Origin of the sequence: Erwinia sp. S43 (assembly GCF_016624745.1) — a bacterium.
Classification (GTDB): domain Bacteria; phylum Pseudomonadota; class Gammaproteobacteria; order Enterobacterales; family Enterobacteriaceae; genus Erwinia; species Erwinia coffeiphila.
In genome coordinates this window covers 73,140-91,566 of the sequence record NZ_JACVTX010000021.1, presented here as the reverse complement: position 1 = coordinate 91,566, position 18,427 = coordinate 73,140, and the positions used below count along the sequence as shown (strand labels likewise).

General features: G+C 51.6%; 20 protein-coding genes and 1 tRNA gene. 15 read left to right on the top strand and 6 right to left on the bottom strand.

The features are described from left to right. Positions 1-706 precede the first annotated feature (706 nt). The 10 genes from IBT47_RS20280 to IBT47_RS20235 all read left to right on the top strand — a co-directional run bounded on the left by IBT47_RS20280 (position 707) and on the right by IBT47_RS20235 (position 8,135). Positions 707-1,687: a 6-phosphofructokinase gene (locus tag IBT47_RS20280; RefSeq protein ID WP_200562569.1), complete on the top strand. Its 981-nt coding sequence runs from the start codon at positions 707-709 to the stop codon at positions 1,685-1,687. Between the two features lie 9 nt (positions 1,688-1,696). Next, a complete protein-coding gene (locus IBT47_RS20275) occupies positions 1,697-1,948 on the top strand; it encodes a PTS sugar transporter subunit IIB (protein WP_200562567.1) in 252 nt (83 codons plus the stop codon). 54 nt (positions 1,949-2,002) lie between these two features. Then, on the top strand, positions 2,003-3,340 hold the full coding sequence (locus tag IBT47_RS20270) for a PTS sugar transporter subunit IIC (protein ID WP_200562565.1): 1,338 nt from the start codon (positions 2,003-2,005) through the stop codon (positions 3,338-3,340). An 8-nt stretch (positions 3,341-3,348) separates the two neighbouring features. Next, complete coding sequence (locus IBT47_RS20265; RefSeq protein WP_200562563.1) at positions 3,349-3,621, top strand: hypothetical protein; 273 nt, start codon at positions 3,349-3,351, stop codon at positions 3,619-3,621. A gap of 6 nt (positions 3,622-3,627) precedes the next feature. Further along, positions 3,628-4,065: a PTS sugar transporter subunit IIA gene (locus tag IBT47_RS20260; protein WP_200562561.1), complete on the top strand. Its 438-nt coding sequence runs from the start codon at positions 3,628-3,630 to the stop codon at positions 4,063-4,065. Next, the gene (locus tag IBT47_RS20255; protein ID WP_200562558.1) at positions 4,062-4,601 is read left to right on the top strand and encodes an AAA family ATPase; all 540 of its coding nucleotides are present in this window, start codon (positions 4,062-4,064) and stop codon (positions 4,599-4,601) included. Before IBT47_RS20260 ends, IBT47_RS20255 begins: the two co-directional genes overlap by 4 nt. Before the next feature lie 35 nt (positions 4,602-4,636). After that, the gene (locus IBT47_RS20250) at positions 4,637-5,548 is read left to right on the top strand and encodes a tagatose-bisphosphate aldolase (protein WP_200562556.1); all 912 of its coding nucleotides are present in this window, start codon (positions 4,637-4,639) and stop codon (positions 5,546-5,548) included. An 83-nt stretch (positions 5,549-5,631) separates the two neighbouring features. Beyond that, positions 5,632-6,315 (top strand): HAD family phosphatase, encoded by a 684-nt coding sequence (locus IBT47_RS20245; RefSeq protein ID WP_200562554.1) that lies wholly within the window; start codon positions 5,632-5,634, stop codon positions 6,313-6,315. A gap of 235 nt (positions 6,316-6,550) precedes the next feature. Beyond that, entirely contained in the window at positions 6,551-7,354 is an 804-nt protein-coding gene (locus IBT47_RS20240; protein WP_105591149.1) for an endonuclease/exonuclease/phosphatase family protein, read from the top strand. Positions 7,355-7,370: 16 nt separating this feature from the next. Beyond that, complete coding sequence (locus IBT47_RS20235) at positions 7,371-8,135, top strand: class I SAM-dependent methyltransferase (protein ID WP_200562552.1); 765 nt, start codon at positions 7,371-7,373, stop codon at positions 8,133-8,135. 6 nt (positions 8,136-8,141) lie between these two features. Here the strand turns inward: IBT47_RS20235 and IBT47_RS20230 are convergent, their stop codons facing one another. The 4 genes from IBT47_RS20230 to gloB form a co-directional block, all read right to left on the bottom strand. Next, positions 8,142-8,840: a cyclase family protein gene (locus tag IBT47_RS20230; protein WP_200562550.1), complete on the bottom strand. Its 699-nt coding sequence runs from the start codon at positions 8,838-8,840 to the stop codon at positions 8,142-8,144. A 1-nt stretch (position 8,841) separates the two neighbouring features. Beyond that, entirely contained in the window at positions 8,842-10,107 is a 1,266-nt protein-coding gene (locus IBT47_RS20225) for an MFS transporter (RefSeq protein ID WP_234472009.1), read from the bottom strand. 390 nt (positions 10,108-10,497) lie between these two features. Beyond that, positions 10,498-11,880, bottom strand: coding sequence for a murein transglycosylase D (mltD, locus tag IBT47_RS20220; protein ID WP_200562543.1), 1,383 nt, complete (start codon positions 11,878-11,880; stop codon positions 10,498-10,500). Between the two features lie 71 nt (positions 11,881-11,951). Further along, complete coding sequence (gloB, locus tag IBT47_RS20215) at positions 11,952-12,707, bottom strand: hydroxyacylglutathione hydrolase (RefSeq protein WP_200562541.1); 756 nt, start codon at positions 12,705-12,707, stop codon at positions 11,952-11,954. Positions 12,708-12,960: 253 nt separating this feature from the next. Here gloB and IBT47_RS20210 point away from each other — a divergent pair, with 253 nt between their 5' ends. Further along, the gene (locus IBT47_RS20210) at positions 12,961-13,692 is read left to right on the top strand and encodes a class I SAM-dependent methyltransferase (protein WP_200562538.1); all 732 of its coding nucleotides are present in this window, start codon (positions 12,961-12,963) and stop codon (positions 13,690-13,692) included. On the opposite strand, the gene rnhA is transcribed toward IBT47_RS20210, so the two are convergent. Beyond that, positions 13,677-14,144, bottom strand: coding sequence for a ribonuclease HI (rnhA, locus tag IBT47_RS20205; protein WP_105590671.1), 468 nt, complete (start codon positions 14,142-14,144; stop codon positions 13,677-13,679). The genes IBT47_RS20210 and rnhA overlap by 16 nt on opposite strands. Before the next feature lie 51 nt (positions 14,145-14,195). Between rnhA and dnaQ the strand changes: the two genes are divergently transcribed. Continuing rightward, on the top strand, positions 14,196-14,945 hold the full coding sequence (dnaQ, locus tag IBT47_RS20200; protein ID WP_200562535.1) for a DNA polymerase III subunit epsilon: 750 nt from the start codon (positions 14,196-14,198) through the stop codon (positions 14,943-14,945). Between the two features lie 136 nt (positions 14,946-15,081). Continuing rightward, a tRNA-Asp gene (locus IBT47_RS20195) sits at positions 15,082-15,158 on the top strand. 157 nt (positions 15,159-15,315) lie between these two features. Here the strand turns inward: IBT47_RS20195 and IBT47_RS20190 are convergent. Beyond that, entirely contained in the window at positions 15,316-16,821 is a 1,506-nt protein-coding gene (locus IBT47_RS20190; protein WP_200562533.1) for an NCS1 family nucleobase:cation symporter-1, read from the bottom strand. Between the two features lie 145 nt (positions 16,822-16,966). Between IBT47_RS20190 and IBT47_RS20185 the strand changes: the two genes are divergently transcribed. Both IBT47_RS20185 and hpxA read left to right on the top strand, forming a co-directional pair. Continuing rightward, positions 16,967-17,680, top strand: coding sequence for a GntR family transcriptional regulator (locus IBT47_RS20185; RefSeq protein ID WP_105590674.1), 714 nt, complete (start codon positions 16,967-16,969; stop codon positions 17,678-17,680). Positions 17,681-17,682: 2 nt separating this feature from the next. After that, positions 17,683-18,420 (top strand): allantoin racemase, encoded by a 738-nt coding sequence (gene hpxA, locus IBT47_RS20180; RefSeq protein ID WP_200547616.1) that lies wholly within the window; start codon positions 17,683-17,685, stop codon positions 18,418-18,420. Positions 18,421-18,427: the final 7 nt, after the last annotated feature.

Sequence of the window (18,427 nt, the reverse complement as noted above, 5' to 3'; positions counted from 1 at the left end):
CCTGCCTGTCACGCAGGGGGTCGCGGGTTCGAGCCCCGTCCGTTCCGCCACTTATTACGATAGCCCTGAGCATTAGCTCAGGGCTTTTTCGTTTTGGCATCTTAGTACTCTCTTATGTTTCTATAGCCGCATATCTGGAGCTATGGGCTTCACCTCTGTAGTATCGTCACTCCCAATCGTCTTCTACAGACGCTCACGCTAGCCCCCCTGAATCAGCACACCATCACACTTTCATCCTTACACACCCCCACATCCTCCAAATCCTCATGCCGCCGTACCTCTTGTGTCTTCACACTTATACATCTTCTACAGCAGTCTGCATTCCATCACATCTTCATACTCACACATATCCACACCTTATTTCCGAAATCGGGGTGCCAGCCGGCTCTATCAAAAAATCTCAGAACCTGGATTAATGTGAAATTACTCACAAAATAGCGAAGAGCTTATTCGGACCGGAAAGATGAAATAACACCACATAGATCACATAATATTTAATATTAAAAATCAATAAGTTAAGTTTTTTATTGCGCGACGCTCGATTAAATTGAGTGATATGTATCACAAAATTGACCTTATAATCAGCTTGTCAAGACGCCTCTATAGTCAAAATCGTTTCAAAAATGAGACTTACTTCAAAAAATTAAATTCATGCTTCTTTAACATTCACTGCACGTTTCAAATGAATATATATCTGAGGTCAACCATGAAAATAGGATTAGTAATAAGCGGTGGTGATGTCAGCGGAATGAATAATTTTTTATTTCAGATTGACCGTATGACGGATGCTGAAATCGTTATTTTCGATGGTGGTATTAACGGCCTGATTGAAAATCGCTGCAAAGACATATCTCGCCGCGATCTGGTTGATTTATCAATTTCTTCCGTGCCGATTATTTCTTCGGGAAGAAAAGAAGATAAGTGTAAACGATCTGACTATGAACGAATTGCTAAAAATATCCGTCTAAAGAAACTAGACTGTTTAATCATGGGCGGCGGTGATGGTTCATTTCAATTTTTGAAGATGCTCAGCACCTACGATATTAACTGTTATGGCGTAGGGATGACCATTGATAATGACATTACGGGAAACAGTTACACCATTGGTTTTTCTACCGCCTGTGAACAGGTTATTAGTGAGGTGGAAAAGTTACGTAACACCGGGCGTGGTTTACCGGGCCGAATTTTTATGATCGAGCTGCTTGGTGGTTATTGCGGTGAACTGACATTACAGGCTGCACTGAAAAGTAATGCGGATATTGCGTTGATCCCTGAAGTTCCGTGGGATATCGACACTCTGGCAGGTCGGATAAAGCAAAAAATCGACACTCAGAATAGCGTCATTATTCTTTGTTCTGAAGGCTATACCAAAGATTACACTCCGGGATTCCAGGGTGCTATCGATACTATGATCGGTAAGCTTGAACATAAAATTGGTATAAGAATCAGAAAAACCATATTGGGATATGGATTACGCAGCGGTAAGCCTACCGGTGAAGAGATTATTCAGGGTGCTATTCTTGCAGAGGAAGTTGTTCGATGCATTAAAAGCGGCCTGACCAATAAAGTCATTGTTATGAATAACAATAATAAAGCAATACCGATCGATCTTGAAAATTCCGACAAACGTTTAGTGGATGAAGATAGTAACCTCTACAAACTGGCTAAAATAAATAACCTTATCTGAGGTGTTAACATGCTTAAAGTACTCTGCGTATGTGGCTGTGGTCTTGGCTCAAGTTTTGCTATTGAAATGAGCGCAAAATCTGTATTACAAAAACTCTGTATTGATGCCGATATTGAGCACACTACAGTATCAGAAGCATCCTCATTCAAATATGACATTATTCTGACGCAGAAAATGTTTGCTGATGTATTAACATCGGATGCCAGCGACGATCAGAAAAAGAAAGTCATTATATTAAATAAGCTCACTGATAAAAAATAAATAGAAGAAAAAATCCTCGCCTATATGAACTCAAACTGAAACTTGGGGTGACAAGTGGACGCTATTATTCATTTTATTGTGAAAGACTTTCTCGGCCAGGCTTCAATACTGATTGCACTGATCGCCATGCTGGGATTGATCCTACAGAAAAAATCCGTCGGCAAAACGATTGAGGGCACCTTCAAAACGCTACTGGGCTTTTTGATCATGATGGCGGGCATCAATATCATTGTTGCCGCCTTAACCTTCCTCAACGACATCTTTACCAGCGGTTTCGGTATGCAGGGCTACATTACGGATGTGGCGGCTATCGCAGGCGTAGCGAACCGCGAGCTGGGTTCGGAAGTGGCACTGACGCTGTTGGTGATTTTTGCCGTCAATATCCTCATTGCCCGTATCACGCCGTTTAAATATATCTTCCTGACCGGGCAGGCGCTGCTGTGGATGGCCACTATCGGTACAGTAATCGGCTACAAAGCCGGTTTGACGGGAGCGACGTTGATTCTGACCGGAGGAATTTTCGGTGGCATCATGGCGGTGCTGATGCCGGCCATCGCCCAGCCCATCGTACGCAAGATCACGGATTCTGATGATGTCGCACTGGGTCACTTCTGTACTATCGGCTACCTGGTGCAGGCGGCGGTTGCCAGAGCCATTGGTAAGAACTCACGCTCAACGGAAGACCTGACGCTGCCGGATAACTTCAAGTTCCTGCAGGATACCTACCTGTCGATGGCGGTTATCATGGTGCCGATGTATATCATCCCCGCCATTTTCGCCGGTCCTGACTATATCGCTCAGTTCTCCAACGGCACCAACTACATCATGTTCTCATTTATGCAGTCGATGCAGTTTGTCGCCGGGGTCTTTGTTCTGTACAGCGGCGTACGCCTGCTGCTTAACGAGCTGGTACCGGCCTTCCGTGGTATCGCCATGCGCCTGGTTCCAAATGCTAAACCCGCTCTCGACTGCCCTGTACTGTTTCCGTATGCCCCTAATGCGGTGATTGTCGGCTTCCTGGCCACCACCGTAGGGTCAATTATCGGCATGATTGTCTTCCCGATGTTTGGTCTGGCGATGATTCTGCCTGGCCTGCTCACCAACTTTTTCGCCGGTGGTGCTGCCGGGGTGTTTGGCAACGCAATGGGCGGGCGCAAAGGCGCGATAATTGGCGGTGTGGTACACGGCCTGTTTATTACCCTGCTGCCGGCAATCCTGGTACCACTGCTTGAAACCTTCGGCTTCAAAGGGGTGACCTTCAGTGATTCGGACGTGATCGCTACCGGCCTGGTACTCGGCCACGCCTTCCAGAATGAGTGGCCATTTGTCATCGGCTTTATTGCTTTCGTCGTCTTTATTGTCTGGTTTTCCAATAGAAAGTTGAGCAAATAGGAGGAACTATGTTCTCAAAGCTAAAGCAAATGTTCAGCCCGGAAAATTCAGCAACAGAAACGGAAAATAATGAACAGGCAGATATTATTGCTACTGAATTAAAGAAGCTTGAATCCGAACTGGCGGCTAATCCTGCTGATAATAATGCGCAGAAAGTATTAATGGTTAAATACAATCAGGCAATAAAGATTTATTCATCCAGCAAGACATATCGCCATCGTGTAGATGATGTCTTTATAAAAATGGATGAGCTAAGGAATACCATCCGAAAAAATATATGAGGTAACATGAGCATAAAGAACTTTCTTGCAGAAAACCAATATATTCAAGTCCAGATGGAAGTTGATTCCTGGAATGAAATCATTCACCAGGCGGCAAAGCCATTAATTGCAGGCGGGTTTGTCACTGAACATTACCCGCAGGCGGTGATTGATAATACGCTCGAATACGGTGCCTATTATGTTTTTGATGAAGGTATTGCCATTCCACATGCACGACCGGAATGTGGCGTCATTAAAGACTGTTTTAGCATGGTGACATTAAACAAACCGACGTCGATTAACGGCAGTCCCCCGGTCGATATCGTTGTAATGTTCGGCGGTGTGAATGGCGATTCCCATATCACCGAAGGCATTGCATCCATCGTTGGACTACTGGAGCAGGAGGAGACGTTACGACATATCAGGCAAGCGAAAACGATTGATGAAATTATCGGACTACTATGAAAACACTGATTCTAGTCAACGGTATCCCGGCATCAGGTAAGAGTTCAGTCGCGAAAATTATTGCCGATTATTTTTCTTATCCGGTGCTGAGTATCGATGAAATTAAAGAACCTTTTATGGTTCAGTTCGCGGACATTATCGACAGGCCATTGAACAGAAAGCTGGGATACGCGGCCTACGAATCCATGTTTAACATTGTGATGTCCTCTCCGCCAGAGACAGTATTTATTATGGATGCCTGGTTTGGCTTTCGTGATAAATCGGTACTTGAAGGATATCTGGAAAAACTTGGTGAAGTCAGAGTTTTAGAAATATGGGTTAAGGCGTCGCCTGACCTGGTGGCCGAGCGATATAAAAAACGCTGCCACTGCCGGGTAAAAGGTCACCCGGGTGAGGAATATATTTCTGAGCTTATTTTACTGGCTGAAAACGCAAAGCCAATGTGCCTGGGGAAACTTTATACCGTTGACCAGAATATCAGTGCCAGTAATGACGAACTGATTATTTGGATCAAAGAGAACAATTGGCGTAATTAAAATTTACTTACTCTCACCCTATGAGGAATACATTGATGAACAAAATGACAACGGCAGAACGACGTGGTTATCAAATGATTTGCGATGCAACCGGTTCAATGATGGTGGTTGCCTGCGACCAGCGTGGCGGCATGCGCACTTTGCTGGCGGCAACGCCGGAAGAACAGGCGTTAATCAGTAATGAAACCCTGGGTAAAACCAAATACGATATTACCGCCTATCTGGCTTCACAGGCTGGCTGCGTACTCGTTGACCCGATCTGCGCTGTTCCTGGAATTATTGATGAAGGCGTGGTGCCGCGCGATACCGGGTTGCTGATTGGCCTGGATGCCTCCGGTTGGAGTACGTCGCCGGAAGGGTATCGCATTTCCAACATGGTTGAGGGGATCACCGCTCGCAAAGTGCGTGAGCTGGGGGCGACGGGCGGCAAGATTATGATCTATCTGCGCAGCGATAAGCCGGAAGCCAACGTGGCCAACCTGCAGACGCTACGTGATGTGATTGCCGATTTTGCACACGAAGATCTGTTCCTGGTCGTCGAGTTTCTTACCTATCAGCTGGAAGGTGAGAGCAAAGAGGAATACCAGAGCAAAATCCCTCAGCTGATCCAGGAAGGCTGCCAGGCGTGTATTGACTGCGGATCTAAAGTCCTCAAAATCCCTTATCCGGGCAGCGAGCAGTCCTGTGCAGCGGTCACGGATATCTGCGGTGATGTGCCGTGGGCCGTGCTGTCTGCCGGGGTCGATCATGCCACCTTCCTCACTCAGGTGGATATCTCGCTGCGTAACGGGGCTTCCGGGGTGATAGCAGGGCGTTCACTGTGGAAGGACTGCATCTCACTTGACCGTAACGTGTCGAAAGAGAAGCTTTCCTCGATTGCGGTTTCTCGGCTTCGTGATATCCAGCAGCTGCTGGTGAAGTACAAAAAGCAGCTTAACGTGGCCTGAGTAACAGATTGGACCGTTGAGCGATGACCTTTGGGCGGCGTTTAGCCGCCCTTCGTATAATGATGCGTGGTGAAGAACAGATAATGAAGACTCTGGATTTGATCATCTTTGATTGTGACGGCGTGCTGATTGATTCTGAAATTATCGGTATCCGATTAACCGTCTCGCTGCTGAATCAGCACGGTGTAGACATTGACGTTGCAGAGTTTACGCGTTTATACAGTGGGCTGGACTGGGATGCGTTAATCGGGCGTGTCCGGCAGGATAGCGGCGTGAGCCTGCCCGCAAATATAGGTGAGGATTTTTATCCCCGACTGATGGCGAGATTTGCCAGCGAGCTGGAAAGGATTGAGGGCAGCATGGAGGTGGTCAGTACGATTGCAACGCCGAAATGCATCTGCTCCAATTCCGGTAGTGAACAGCTGGACACTGTGCTGACGCAGGTTGGACTAAAAAGCCTGTTCGCACCACATGTCTATTCAGCGAAGGATTTGGGACCGGGCCGAGGCAAGCCCGAGCCGGATATTTTTCTGCACGGCGCGCGGCAGTTTAATGCACGGCCGGGCAACACGCTGGTGATTGAAGATTCGGTACACGGCGTGATGGCGGCAAAACGGGCCGGTATGTACGTGGTCGGATTCACCGGCGGTACGCATACCACGGCAGATCACGCCAGCCGTCTTATCGGCGCAGGGGCGGATGTGACGATCGATTCGCTGTATCGCCTGCCTGAAGAGGTTGAACGCTTTCGGCGGGGTGCTTCATAACTGCCGTGCCATATCGTCTGAGCACGCGTTTACCAGGAAGCCTGGGTGAGAGGCAGAGCGGTTCTGTCAGTCCCCAGGCCGCTGGCAAAAGCGGCAGTCTGTTCGCCTGCACATTGTTTGCATTTACTTACGGAGAAGCTCGGGGAATTACAGCGCGGTGATTGAAACTGCACCGCAAAGCCCCTATAACTGGAAGATGGAAAGCATCCTTCGTTGTAACTGTGCAGGCAATAACGTGCGAAAAAAGACTTATGCCATGAGATATGTAGCAGGGCAGCCAGCGGAACGTATTTTTCCGCCGGGCTCGATGCTTCATGTCGGACAGGCATTACCGCCAGGCGCACCGCTCACCACGGAAACCTCGCTGAAAGTTCTGGTCTGGAATATCTTCAAGCAGCAGCGGGCTGAATGGCTGTCGGTGCTGCAAAACTTTGGTAAAGATGCGCATCTGGTGCTTCTGCAGGAGGCACAAACCACCCCTGAGCTGGTCCGCTTCGCCACCAGCAATTATCTTGCGGCGGACCAGGTTCCCGCTTTTGTGCTGCCACAGCATCCTTCAGGCGTGATGACGCTGGCATCAGCGCATCCGGTTTATTGCTGCCCACTGCGTGAACGAGAACCCCTGCTGCGGCTTTCCAAGTCCGCTCTGGTGACCGCCTATCCGCTGCCTGACAGTCAGATGCTGATGGTCGTAAATATTCACGCGGTGAATTTCAGCATTGGCATTGATGTTTACAGCAAGCAGCTGGGGCCGATTGGTGAGCAAATTATCAACCATCAGGGGCCGGTTATTATGGCCGGGGACTTTAATGCCTGGAGCCGCCAGCGCATCAATGCCCTGTATCGTTTTTCCCGAGAAATGGGCCTGCGTGAGGTGCGCTTTACTGACGATCATCGCCGTAAGGCCTTCGGTCGCCCGCTTGATTTTGTCTTCTACCGCGGAATGGGCGTAGCCGAAGCTTCGGTGCTGGTTACCACGGCTTCCGACCACAATCCGCTGCTGGTTGAATTCAGCTCACGCCCCGCGAGTACTTTCTGAAAATAAAGGAATTATTATGGCAAGCCTTCATCACGATCACGTCGATAAGCAGTTTGGCGAGCAGGCAGGTGCCTATCTGACCAGTGCAGTACACGCCAGCGGTCGCGATTTGGTTAAGCTGAGTGAGCGCTTGTATGCCGCATCTGACGCGCGGGTGCTGGATTTAGGCTGCGGTGCCGGGCATGCCAGCTTTATTGCCGCGCAGCACGTTAAAGAGGTGGTGGCTTACGATCTCTCCGAAAAAATGCTGACGGTGGTGGCGAAGACGGCAGAGGAACGGGGTTATCACCATCTGACTACGCGGCAGGGCTATGCGGAAAAGCTGCCGTTTGCCAACGATGAATTCGATATTGTCATCAGCCGCTATTCCGCTCACCACTGGCACGATGTCGGCAGTGCGCTGCGTGAAGTTCGCCGCGTGTTGAAACCGGGCGGAAAAGCGATCTTTATGGACGTCAATGCGCCGGGGAATCCGGTGCTGGATATCTGGTTACAAACCGTTGAAGCGCTGCGCGATACCTCGCACGTTCGGGATTATTCCCCCGGTGAGTGGCTGACGCTGTTTACGGAGTCCGGGCTGGCCATTGGGTCGATTTCACATGACCGGCTGGAGCTGGAATTTACCAGCTGGGTTGAGCGCATGCGTACGCCGCAGGTGATGGTGCAGGCTATTCGTGCCTACCAGCACTCCGCCCCCTACGACGTTCAGCGATACTATGCGCTGCAACCCGATGGCAGCTTTACCACGGACATTATTTTTATTGAGGCCAGCAGGCCCTGAGCTTGATTACGACTCTACCAGGGCAATCGCCCGTACCGGCGAGGCCGACGCGCCTTTAATCCTCAGCGGTAGCGCGATAAAGGTAAACGATGTGGGCAGGCTGTGCAGATTTGCCAGATTTTCAACGATCAGGCAATCCGAACCCAGCACGGCGTGATGCGCCGGATGCCCCTCGCTGCTGAAGCTGTCCAGCGACATCGCGTCGGTGCCAAACACGGTGACTCCTTGCTCAATCAGATAGCGTGCTCCTTCCCCCGATAACCCCGGCCAGTCCTGCAGGAAAGCCTGGTGATGAGGGCGGGGCTGCCATTTTTTATCATAGCCGGTGCGAAAAATAACGATATCGCCCGCGGCTATCGCGCCGTGTTTCTCTTCCCACTGCTGAATCTGTTCGAGGGTGATTAGGCCGTTTTTCTCAACGTGGGACATATCCAGGCAGCGCCCTCGTCCCGTGAGCTGGCGAACATCAATACTGTCGATGGTTTTCCCTTCGGCAATAAAGTGAATCGGCGCATCTACGTGGGTGCCACAGTGATCGCCAAGGCTGAGCTGGCAGTTATAGTTGCCGTCCCCCGCGACATAGTCTTCTGAACGATGGCAGAAAAACTTGCCGTGAGTTGGCCATACCGGCATGAACTCTTCATAGAGATGATTCAGCTCAATTAAACGGTGGCGGCTCAGCAGATTAACCAGTTCAGTGCTCATATCAGGCCTTTTTAACGTTAACGGTTTCTTTAATTAACCAGAGTGGAATACAGGAAATCACCAGTACTGCCGCTATCACCAGGTAGTGCGTGGTAAAGCCGTAGCTGTGGATGATCCAGCCGCTGACCGGAGCAACCAGAATACCGGCAATACCCACAGCCAGGCCGATCATCAGTCCCATGCTGGATGCGGCAGCGCGCGGGGATGAGTCGATTAACAGTGCATAGGCCACCGGGAAAGGAGAGTTACGGAACAGCCCCCAGAAGATCAGTATGGCCCATGCCAGTGCGGCTGAGTGGATGAATACGCAGAGTGCGGCGGCCAGGATCCAGCCCGCGATGATGATCGTTAGTGAGCGTTTGCGCCCTTTGATATCAGAGAAACTGCCCCAGACGATCTGACCAATCCACCCGGTGAGTCCGGAAGCCCCGGAGATAATGGCTGCTGTAGAAAGATCGAGGCCCACTTCACGGGTCAACTGTAGCGTCAGAAAGTTAGCAATACCCATCTCCGCCCAGGTAAAACCAAAAATCAGCAGTATCGCCAGCTGGCAGTTGCGGTTTTTCAGGCAGGACAGAACGTTGGCCCAGATGGATGACTGCTCAACGGTCTGCTGCAGGGATTCCGTTACCGGTGGCGTAAGGCCATTTTCAACAATCCATTTATTGACCTTATCGTGATTTTTCTTCGTTCCCAGCAGCAGCTGAGCGACTAAAATCACCAGCCCAATCATGGGAATGAACAGGAACGCTTCACGCCAGGTCGCAAACGCCAGGATAGCAGCAATCAGCACCGGCCCGATAAACTGGCCGAGGGGAAAACCGGTATGGTGAACGCCAATCGCGAACCCACGGTTTTCCTTTTGCCACCATTCACCCAGCAGGGCGACGTTAATCGGTTCGGAACCGCCGGTGCCCATTCCCATCGCCACGCGCAGTGCCTGAAACATGCCAAGTGTTTTACAAAACGCGGTCGCCACACCGGAAACCACTTCAACCAGCACCGCCACACACCAGCTGTAACAGCGTTTATGCCCGGTCCCAACCCAGTCAGAAAACAAACCGAACAGGATGGCACCTGTTAAGGTCCCGACAAAGCTGAGCGAGTTGAGCCAGCCGGCCTGCACCTCGGTGAGGTTAAACGAGGTCATGATCGCCGGTAACAGCGTGGGAAGAATAATTCGGTCGATGGAGTTCATTAAAATGGCAAGCGTGGTGATCACCAGCATCCACCATGAAATGGGGTGCGCTCGCGGAATAAAACGCATTAAGCCGCGTCTGGCAGGTGGCTGATGAGCAAGCGGCGGTACTGTCCTGCTTTCGGCCCGCTGGGCCATTTCTGAAGAGGGAAGAGTCATATCCTGTGCCTTTGAAATCGACGTTATCGGTACCGCTCTGCAACTGGGCTGGCAGAGCGGGAAGCCTGGTGTTGTTATTTTTTTTGCGTGTTTAGATCAAAAATTAAACACGTAGATAACATTAGATTTCAGATGTACTACCATACAAGAATAGGCGCGCGATAATTCGATCTGCATCACAGTCACTGCAAAGGAAGCGCTAGCGGGATCACACATTGAACAGCACAGGGGCGATATCAGGAAAAGAGAAAACAAAAAAGCCAATCCGAAGATTGGCTTTTTAACAAGTATTTCAACAGATTAGCTGTCTGGCGTTGCGTTGTTATCGACAAACAACGTCAGCTTGTCGCCCGGTTGAAGGTTTTTGGCATTGTTGGCAACGCTGTTCCAGCGCACCACATCCTTGATATTCACACCGTGACGCTTCGCAATACTGGCCAGAGAATCACCCTTACGAACCTGATAGGTGATGCTGTCGCCGTTATTTGCCAGTCGCGTACTGCTACTCGTTCCCAGATTCAATATCTGGCCGGGTTTAATGCTGGCAGTACGCAGATTGTTAGCGCGCTGCAGGGTCTTTACCGGAATACTCAGACGCTTGGCGATAGCGGACAACGTATCGCCATTGCGCACCTTGTAGGTGGCCGGAGAAACGCTGTTCTTCGCCAGCGACGTTGGCTGAACTGCGGCAATATCACCTTCTGCCAGTGAATTACGCAGCTGCGCAACGTTGGACTTCGGAACCATAATGTAGTGAGGACCATTTGGTGCCGTTGTGCCACGTTTGTATCCCGTGTTGAAACTCTTCAGCTTGCTCAGCGACATGCCAGCCATATCGGCGGCCTGCGTCAGTTCAATCTGCTGACCCACTTCAACACGTGCCAGCGCGCGGGTTTCATTTGCCGTAGGCAGACGAATGCCATAGCGCTTGCTGTCCTTGAGCAACTGCCCCAGAGCCAGCATTTTTGGCACATAAACCGTTGTCTCGCGTGGAAGCGCCAGGGACCAGAAATCCGTCGGTCTCCCTTTGGCTTTATTCGCCTTCATCGCTTTCAGCACGCGGCCTTCACCACTGTTATAGGCGGCTACCGTCAGTAACCAGTCACCGTCAAACATGTCGTTAAGGCGCTGCATCATATCCAGAGCAACTTTTGTCGATGCGACAATATCACGTCGCCCGTCATACCATTGATTCTGTTTCAAGCCGTAGTTTCGCCCCGTTTGCGGCACAATCTGCCAGATGCCAGCGGCATTCGCAGATGATGTTGCGTGGGGGTCAAAAGCGCTCTCCACTATGGGTAGTAGTACCAGTTCCATCGGCATTTTGCGTTGCTTAATCTGCTCGACTATCCAGTACATATACGGCTCTGCCCGTAATGTTACATCGTGGAGATAGCTCTTGTTCTTCAGGTACTTCTGTTTCTGTTCGCGTATCCGGTAATTATCCGGAACCTTCATCTTCAGCTCGTCGCTAATGAAATTCCACAGATCCTGACCCTGCGCGAGGCCGGTTCCATCGTCCTGCCATCGAGGGGACAACATTGAATCTGAGTACTGTCCATTTTCACCTTGACCTGCCGAAGACAAACTCTGTGCATGCTGTTCAGGAATGTTGGCATCATGCTTTGATGCCTGGCACCCCACCAGCAAGACCGAGGCGAGAATTATCGCTTTAGCCTTCATGTGTGTGTCAATAGTTCGATTAAAAGACGAGCAATCATACGTGCTCGTCCCAGTCATGACAACCTAAAATATTAAAAGTGGTCTTTCTTTGCACGTAAGGCAGCAAATACCTGCCACTCATGTTGCATAGTTGTTTCTAAACCGATTTGTTTCCTTAATTCAATATCTTGTGTCATTAAAAAAACATTAATTTTTCGCTCAAGTTCCAGTTTTGTCGGTAAAGTTATGTGGTTTTTTGAGCGTAACTCCTTAATTTTATGCAGATAGCGTTCTATTTCCTTATGTTGCGGATAAATCGCGTGTGCAAAAGTTAAATTCGATAATGTGTATTCATGCGCGCAACAAACTAAAGTATCGGCCGGAAGTGAATTAAGCTTCTGAAATGATTCGAACATTTGTTTTGGCGTTCCCTCGAATAATCTACCGCAGCCGCCGGAGAACAGCGTGTCGCCACAAAAAAGATAAGGGGAACTGAAATATGAGATATGTCCCAAAGTGTGACCGGGCGTAGCATAAATATCGAATTCCAGCCCAAGAATTTTGATTGTTTCGCCTTCGCCGACGATTTTAGTGGCGCCTTTATCCTGCGTTTCCTGTGGACCGTACACCGAAATATCAGGATACCGGGCCAGGATTTCAGCCACGCCCCCCACGTGATCGTGATGATGATGAGTGAGTAAAATCGCGACCGGCTGCCACTGATTTTGGGACAGGGTACGCAAAACCGGCGCGGCTTCGCCTGGATCAACGATCAGACAGCGCCCCGCAGTGTCATTTAACATCCAGATGTAGTTATCCTGAAGTGCCGGTATGCTGGTAAGATTCATATTCACCTCTTTAGAGCCTATACCATCAGGCTATTTTATTTGCCATTTTGGCCCTGGGCAGTGCTCAAAATCCTCACGTACTGTGTGTACGTTGCGGTTTTTCCGCGCTGTCCGTGCCCAAACTGGCTGCAACAATGTACGCCTGGTGGGACAGGCTCTTATATACTTTTCATCAGTGACGCCGCGCCAGGTGTCCTGCGGCAACGCTAATCAGACTGGGTATACACTCATAATGGATAGAAGATGGTAAAGCATGAAGCCTGCTAAAACACGCCAAATCCGCCACGTGCCTGACTCATGGTCGCAAATTCCCTGCGGCGAGTTTTATCGTGACGCGCTTGCCCATCATCTGCGCCCCAGTCTGGCCAAACTGTATGGTTTTCACCTGCTCAAGCTGGGCAATCTCAGCGCGGAAATTGATACGGAATCCTGCGCCATTTCGCATCAGGTTAATGTGGGACTGAAAGGCGATCTGCTCCAGGTAAAAGCAGACCCGCTCAGCCTGCCTTTTGAATCGAAGTCGGTGGATGCCTGCCTGCTGGCTCATACTCTTGCCTGGAGCAGCGATCCGCATCGCATCCTGCGTGAAGTCGATCGGGTATTAATTGATGACGGCTGGATGCTGATCAGCGGATTCAATCTGTTCAGTATGCTGGGCGTCGGCAAGCTGATCCCGGGCGTTCACCGTATGATCCCCTGGAACAGCCGCATGTTTACGCAGATGCGGCTGCTGGACTGGCTGAGCCTGCTGAATTATGAAGTGGTGCAGCGCAGCGGTTTTCAGGTATTACCCTGGAGCCGGCAGGGCGGGAAGGTGATCAGCACGCATCTGCCTGCGCTTGGCTGCCTGAATCTTATTGTGGCCCGCAAGCGCACCTTCCCGTTGATTATCAATCCGATGAAAAAGAGTACCAGCAAGCCGAAGCTACAAACAGTGGGCGCTACCCGACAGTTTCACCCGCGCACCCCTCAGGAACCCGACTGATAGCCAACGTCATCAAATGTGGGATTACCGGCAGCGCTGCGGGCCAGTTCGTCACAGCGTTCGTTTTCGATATGACCGGCGTGGCCTTTTACCCATTTCCAGTCGATGTCATGCAGGCTAAGTGCGCTGTCGAGGCGCTGCCACAGGTCGACATTTTTTACCGGCTTTTTATCCGCCGTTTTCCAGCCGCGCTTTTTCCAGTTATGAATCCAGCTGGTGATCCCCTGGCGCACATACTGGCTGTCAGTACTCAGAATGACCTTACAGGGCTGTTTCAGCGCCTCAAGCGCCACGATTGCCGCCATCATTTCCATGCGATTATTAGTGGTCAGATGGAATCCGGCGCTGAACTCTTTTTCATGCTCGCCGTAGCGAAGAATCGCACCGTATCCACCGGGTCCCGGGTTGCCGAGGCACGAACCGTCGGTGAAAATTTCTACCTGCTTAAGCATCTCTGGTAGACTCCCTGTAGAAAAACGCCAAGTCTGACATAAACGGGTCCTATGAGCACAGTAAATACCACACGCCAGATCGTACTCGATACCGAAACCACCGGTATGAACATGATTGGTACCCACTATGAAGGGCACTGCATCATCGAAATTGGTGCCGTTGAGGTGATTAACCGCCGCCTGACCGGCAATAACTTTCATGTTTATCTGAAGCCCGATCGGCTGGTGGACCCGGAAGCGTTTGGCGTTCACGGTATTGCCGACGAATTTCTTGCTGATAAACCGACGTTTGCCGACATTGCCGATGACTTCCTCGCCTACATCGACGGCGCGGAGCTGGTCATCCATAACGCCTCGTTCGATATTGGCTTTATGGACTATGAATTCGGCAAGCTCAAACGCAATATCCCGAAGACAGAAACCTTCTGTCAGATCACCGATAGCCTGGCGATGGCGCGCCGGATGTTCCCCGGCAAGCGTAACAGTCTTGATGCGCTGTGCTCGCGTTATGAAATAGATAACAGTAAGCGAACGCTGCACGGCGCACTGCTTGACTCCGAAATCCTGGCGGATGTCTTCCTGATTATGACCGGCGGTCAGACTTCGCTGTCGTTTTCAATGGAAGGGGAAAAGGAAGAACAAAGCGGCGGCGATACTATCCATCGTATTGCGCGACCTTCATCGGGGCTGCGCGTGCTGCGCGCCAGCGAGCAGGAACTGGCCGAGCATGAAAAACGACTGGATCTGGTACAGAAGAAAGGCGGCAGCTGCCTGTGGCGTCCGCAGCAGGAAAATGTGTAGTAAGTCACTAAAAATGCGCAATAAAACCGCTTTAAGTGCAAAAAAAGAACAGTTGAAATAATTCTGAATAAAAAGCGTTGACGAACGTTTTGTCGATCCGTAATATCCGATTCGTTCCCGACGGGGAACAAAGCGCGGAGCGGTAGTTCAGTTGGTTAGAATACCTGCCTGTCACGCAGGGGGTCGCGGGTTCGAGCCCCGTCCGTTCCGCCAAGTATACAGAGAAAGGCCGATTCGAAAGAATCGGCCTTTCTCGTTTCTGCTTTCCTGAAAAACGTTCCGGCGAAAAAAAGCCGCAACGCTATCCGTTACGGCTTTCATCAAAACTTCACTCACAGGCATGACCGCCTGAGCTAAGTTTATTACGTTGCTATTGCTGCTCTTTCTGCATCACCACATCGGCACGGTAATCACCGCCCGCCCGTGCAGAGGCCATTTCATCGCGGGCAATCCAGCGGTAGGCTCCGGCTCCCAGCGCCACACCGATAAACCAGCTGAAGTTAGCCACCGCGTGCAGCGAAGGGATAAAGCTGATCACCAGGCCAATGCCCACCGACGGCAGCAGCGCAGCAATCGCTTTCGGATTGAAGCCGCCTTTGTACCAGTACTTTCCTTTCGGCGTGGCGTCAAAGAGGTCGTCAACGGAGATCTTGCTGCGCTTCAGCAGATAGAAGTCGGCAAGCAGGATGCCGAACAGCGGCCCGATAAATGCGCCCAGCACGTCCAGCGTATAGTGAATCAGCTCCGGTGACTGGAACAGGTTCCACGGCGTTAACAGCACGGAACCCACGGCCGCAATCATCCCGCCGGTACGGAAGCTGATTTTCTGTGGAGAACAGTTAGAGAAGTCGAAGGCCGGAGACACAAAGTTGGCCACAATATTAATGCCGATGGTGGCGGTAATCATCGTTAACAGCCCGATCGCCACCGCCAGGTCATTACCGACCATGCTAACGGTTTCAATCGGATCGGTAATCATGCGGCCAAACAGCGATTGCGTACCGGAAACGATCACCACGGTAACAATCGAGAACAGCAGGAAGTTAAACGGCAGGCCCCAGCGGTTACCGCGGCGGATTTCACCCATGCTTTTACCGTAGCGTGCAAAGTCACCGAAGTTGAGCAGCGGGCCGGAGAAGTAAGACACCACCAGCGCAGTGGCGGTAATCATCTGCCATACCTGCTCGCCGCCGCTCAACGACTTGCTGGCCAGCGTAAAGGAGATACCGTCAAAACCGGTCTTGTATACAATCCATCCGGCAAGTGCGCCCATTACTACGTACACGGCCGGGCCGGCGATATCGATGAAGCGTTTAATCGCGTTCATACCGTGCCAGAACACCATCGCCTGTAGCAGCCACATAATGCCGAAGCAGAGCCAACCCAGCTGTGACAGGCCCAGCCAGGACACCTGAGTCATTGGGGTCAGTGCAGGCCAGAACTTCAGCGATACCAGCATCAGGGCGTTAGCGGCCAGATAGGTCTGGATGCCGTACCAGGCAAACGCGATCAAACCGCGGATTACCGCCGGGATGTTGGCACCGAATACGCCGAATGCCTGGCGGCAGACCACCGCATAAGGAACGCCGGTCATCTGGCTGGGCTTCGCCACCAGGTTAGCGCACAGCTGTACGATGCAGATCCCTACCAGCAGGCACATCAGCACCTGCCAGCTGGCCAGTCCCAGCGTAAAGAAGCTGGCTGCCACCACATAGCCCCCCATGCTGTGTACATCCGACATCCAAAAAGAAAAAATGTTGTACCAGCTCCAGTTCTGCTTGCGCACGGGAGCAAGGTCTTCATTACACAGCCGCGGGCTGTAGCTTTTGGCGGCCTCTGATGCCGCCGCCGGGGAAGAAAGTTGACTCTTTGGCATGAAACCTGCTCCTCTGAATACAGTAAGAAAAATGTGCCTGTTAAGGTCATTGCAGGATTCAGGCCAGATCTTAAAACTTTGTATACAAAAATAGGTTATTGCTGTGTACGATTGTCGATGGAAATGATGTTTACCGGAGAAGGTAATGAAGAGTGAAACCGGGCTGAAAACGGCCTCTGACCTGAGTGATAAGGATGAACCTATCTATCAGGCGCTAATGACGGCGATTGTTGAACATCAGCTGCCGCCGGGCAGTAAATTACCGGAAGAGGCGCTTTCCGAGGTCTTTGGCGTGAGCCGCACCGGCATCCGCAAAGTGCTTCAGCGCCTCGCCGCGGTGCAAATGATCACGCTGACGCCCAAACGTGGTGCGCAGGTGGCCACGCCTTCCGTGGAAGAGGCGCAGGATATCTTCCGCACCCGCAGTCTGCTTGAGTGTGCCAATCTTCCCGACGTTCTGGCGCACTGCCGGGGTCCACACCTGGCGGCGCTGGAAAAAATAAACCAGCAGGAACAGCAGGCCCATGCCGTACATGATGGTGCCGCCGCTATCCGGCTTTCCGCCGCATTCCATATTCAGCTACAGGCGATATCCGGCAATCAGGTGCTGACCGAGCTGGTGACGCGCCTCAGCCAGCGCTCTTCGCTGGTGGTGGCGGCCTACGGCGCACCCTGGCAGCACGGCTGCCGCTGCGACGACCACGACCGGCTGCTGGAACTGCTGCGTGAAAAAGAACTGGATCGGCTGACTGACGCATTACGGAAACATTTCGATCATATCGTTGCCAGTCTGCACTTTGAGCGCAGTGGCGAAACGCTACCTGACTTTGCCCGCCTGTTTGCGGCAAAAGGAGCCTGAGCATGAACAAGCAGATCATTCAGGTGATCAATCCCAACACCAGCTTGGCAATGACCGAAACCATCGGTACGGCGGCGCGCGCGGTGGCCGCCGGTAATACTGAGATTCTTGCCGTTTGCCCGCAGCAGGGCGTTCCGTCGATTGAAGGGCATTTCGATGAAGCGATCGCGGCGATTGGGGTGCTGGAACAGATCAAAGCGGGGCGCGAGCAGGGCGCTCAGGGACACGTTATCGCCTGCTTTGGCGATCCGGGGCTTCTGGCCGCGCGCGAACTGGCGCAGGGCCCGGTGGTGGGCATTGCCGAAGCGGCGATGCATATGGCGACAATGGTTGCCACGCGTTTTTCGATAGTCACCACGCTGCCGCGCACGGTCATTATTGCCCGCCATCTGCTGCGGCAGTACGGTTTTGAGCACCACTGCGCAGCGGTACACGCTATCGATCTGCCGGTGCTGGCACTGGAAGACGGTAGCGGTATCGCGCAGGAAAAAGTGCGCCAGCGTTGTATACAAGCCATACGTGAAGACGACAGCGGGGCCATTGTGCTCGGCTGCGGCGGCATGGCCGATCTGGCGCGTGAACTGACGCATGAACTCGGCGTGCCGGTGATTGATGGTGTGGGCGCGGCGGTCAAAATGGTGGAGTCGCTGCTGGCTCTGGGGTTGAATACCAGTAAGCATGGCGATCTGGATTACCCGATTCGAAAAAAACTTTCAGGTCAGTTTGAACGCCTAAACTAAGGCAACG

Bases quoted from the DNA above. Each gene is read 5' to 3' on its own strand.
- IBT47_RS20280 (WP_200562569.1), top strand. From the start codon at position 707: ATGAAAATAGGATTAGTAATAAGCGGTGGTGATGTCAGCGGAATGAAT.
- IBT47_RS20275 (WP_200562567.1), top strand. From the start codon at position 1,697: ATGCTTAAAGTACTCTGCGTATGTGGCTGTGGTCTTGGCTCAAGTTTT.
- IBT47_RS20265 (WP_200562563.1), top strand. From the start codon at position 3,349: ATGTTCTCAAAGCTAAAGCAAATGTTCAGCCCGGAAAATTCAGCAACA.
- IBT47_RS20260 (WP_200562561.1), top strand. From the start codon at position 3,628: ATGAGCATAAAGAACTTTCTTGCAGAAAACCAATATATTCAAGTCCAG.
- IBT47_RS20255 (WP_200562558.1), top strand. From the start codon at position 4,062: ATGAAAACACTGATTCTAGTCAACGGTATCCCGGCATCAGGTAAGAGT.
- IBT47_RS20250 (WP_200562556.1), top strand. From the start codon at position 4,637: ATGAACAAAATGACAACGGCAGAACGACGTGGTTATCAAATGATTTGC.
- IBT47_RS20245 (WP_200562554.1), top strand. From the start codon at position 5,632: ATGAAGACTCTGGATTTGATCATCTTTGATTGTGACGGCGTGCTGATT.
- IBT47_RS20235 (WP_200562552.1), top strand. From the start codon at position 7,371: ATGGCAAGCCTTCATCACGATCACGTCGATAAGCAGTTTGGCGAGCAG.
- IBT47_RS20230 (WP_200562550.1), bottom strand. From the start codon at position 8,840: ATGAGCACTGAACTGGTTAATCTGCTGAGCCGCCACCGTTTAATTGAG.
- IBT47_RS20225 (WP_234472009.1), bottom strand. From the start codon at position 10,107: ATGCGTTTTATTCCGCGAGCGCACCCCATTTCATGGTGGATGCTGGTG.
- mltD (WP_200562543.1), bottom strand. From the start codon at position 11,880: ATGAAGGCTAAAGCGATAATTCTCGCCTCGGTCTTGCTGGTGGGGTGC.
- gloB (WP_200562541.1), bottom strand. From the start codon at position 12,707: ATGAATCTTACCAGCATACCGGCACTTCAGGATAACTACATCTGGATG.
- IBT47_RS20210 (WP_200562538.1), top strand. From the start codon at position 12,961: ATGAAGCCTGCTAAAACACGCCAAATCCGCCACGTGCCTGACTCATGG.
- rnhA (WP_105590671.1), bottom strand. From the start codon at position 14,144: ATGCTTAAGCAGGTAGAAATTTTCACCGACGGTTCGTGCCTCGGCAAC.
- dnaQ (WP_200562535.1), top strand. From the start codon at position 14,196: ATGAGCACAGTAAATACCACACGCCAGATCGTACTCGATACCGAAACC.
- IBT47_RS20190 (WP_200562533.1), bottom strand. From the start codon at position 16,821: ATGCCAAAGAGTCAACTTTCTTCCCCGGCGGCGGCATCAGAGGCCGCC.
- IBT47_RS20185 (WP_105590674.1), top strand. From the start codon at position 16,967: ATGAAGAGTGAAACCGGGCTGAAAACGGCCTCTGACCTGAGTGATAAG.
- hpxA (WP_200547616.1), top strand. From the start codon at position 17,683: ATGAACAAGCAGATCATTCAGGTGATCAATCCCAACACCAGCTTGGCA.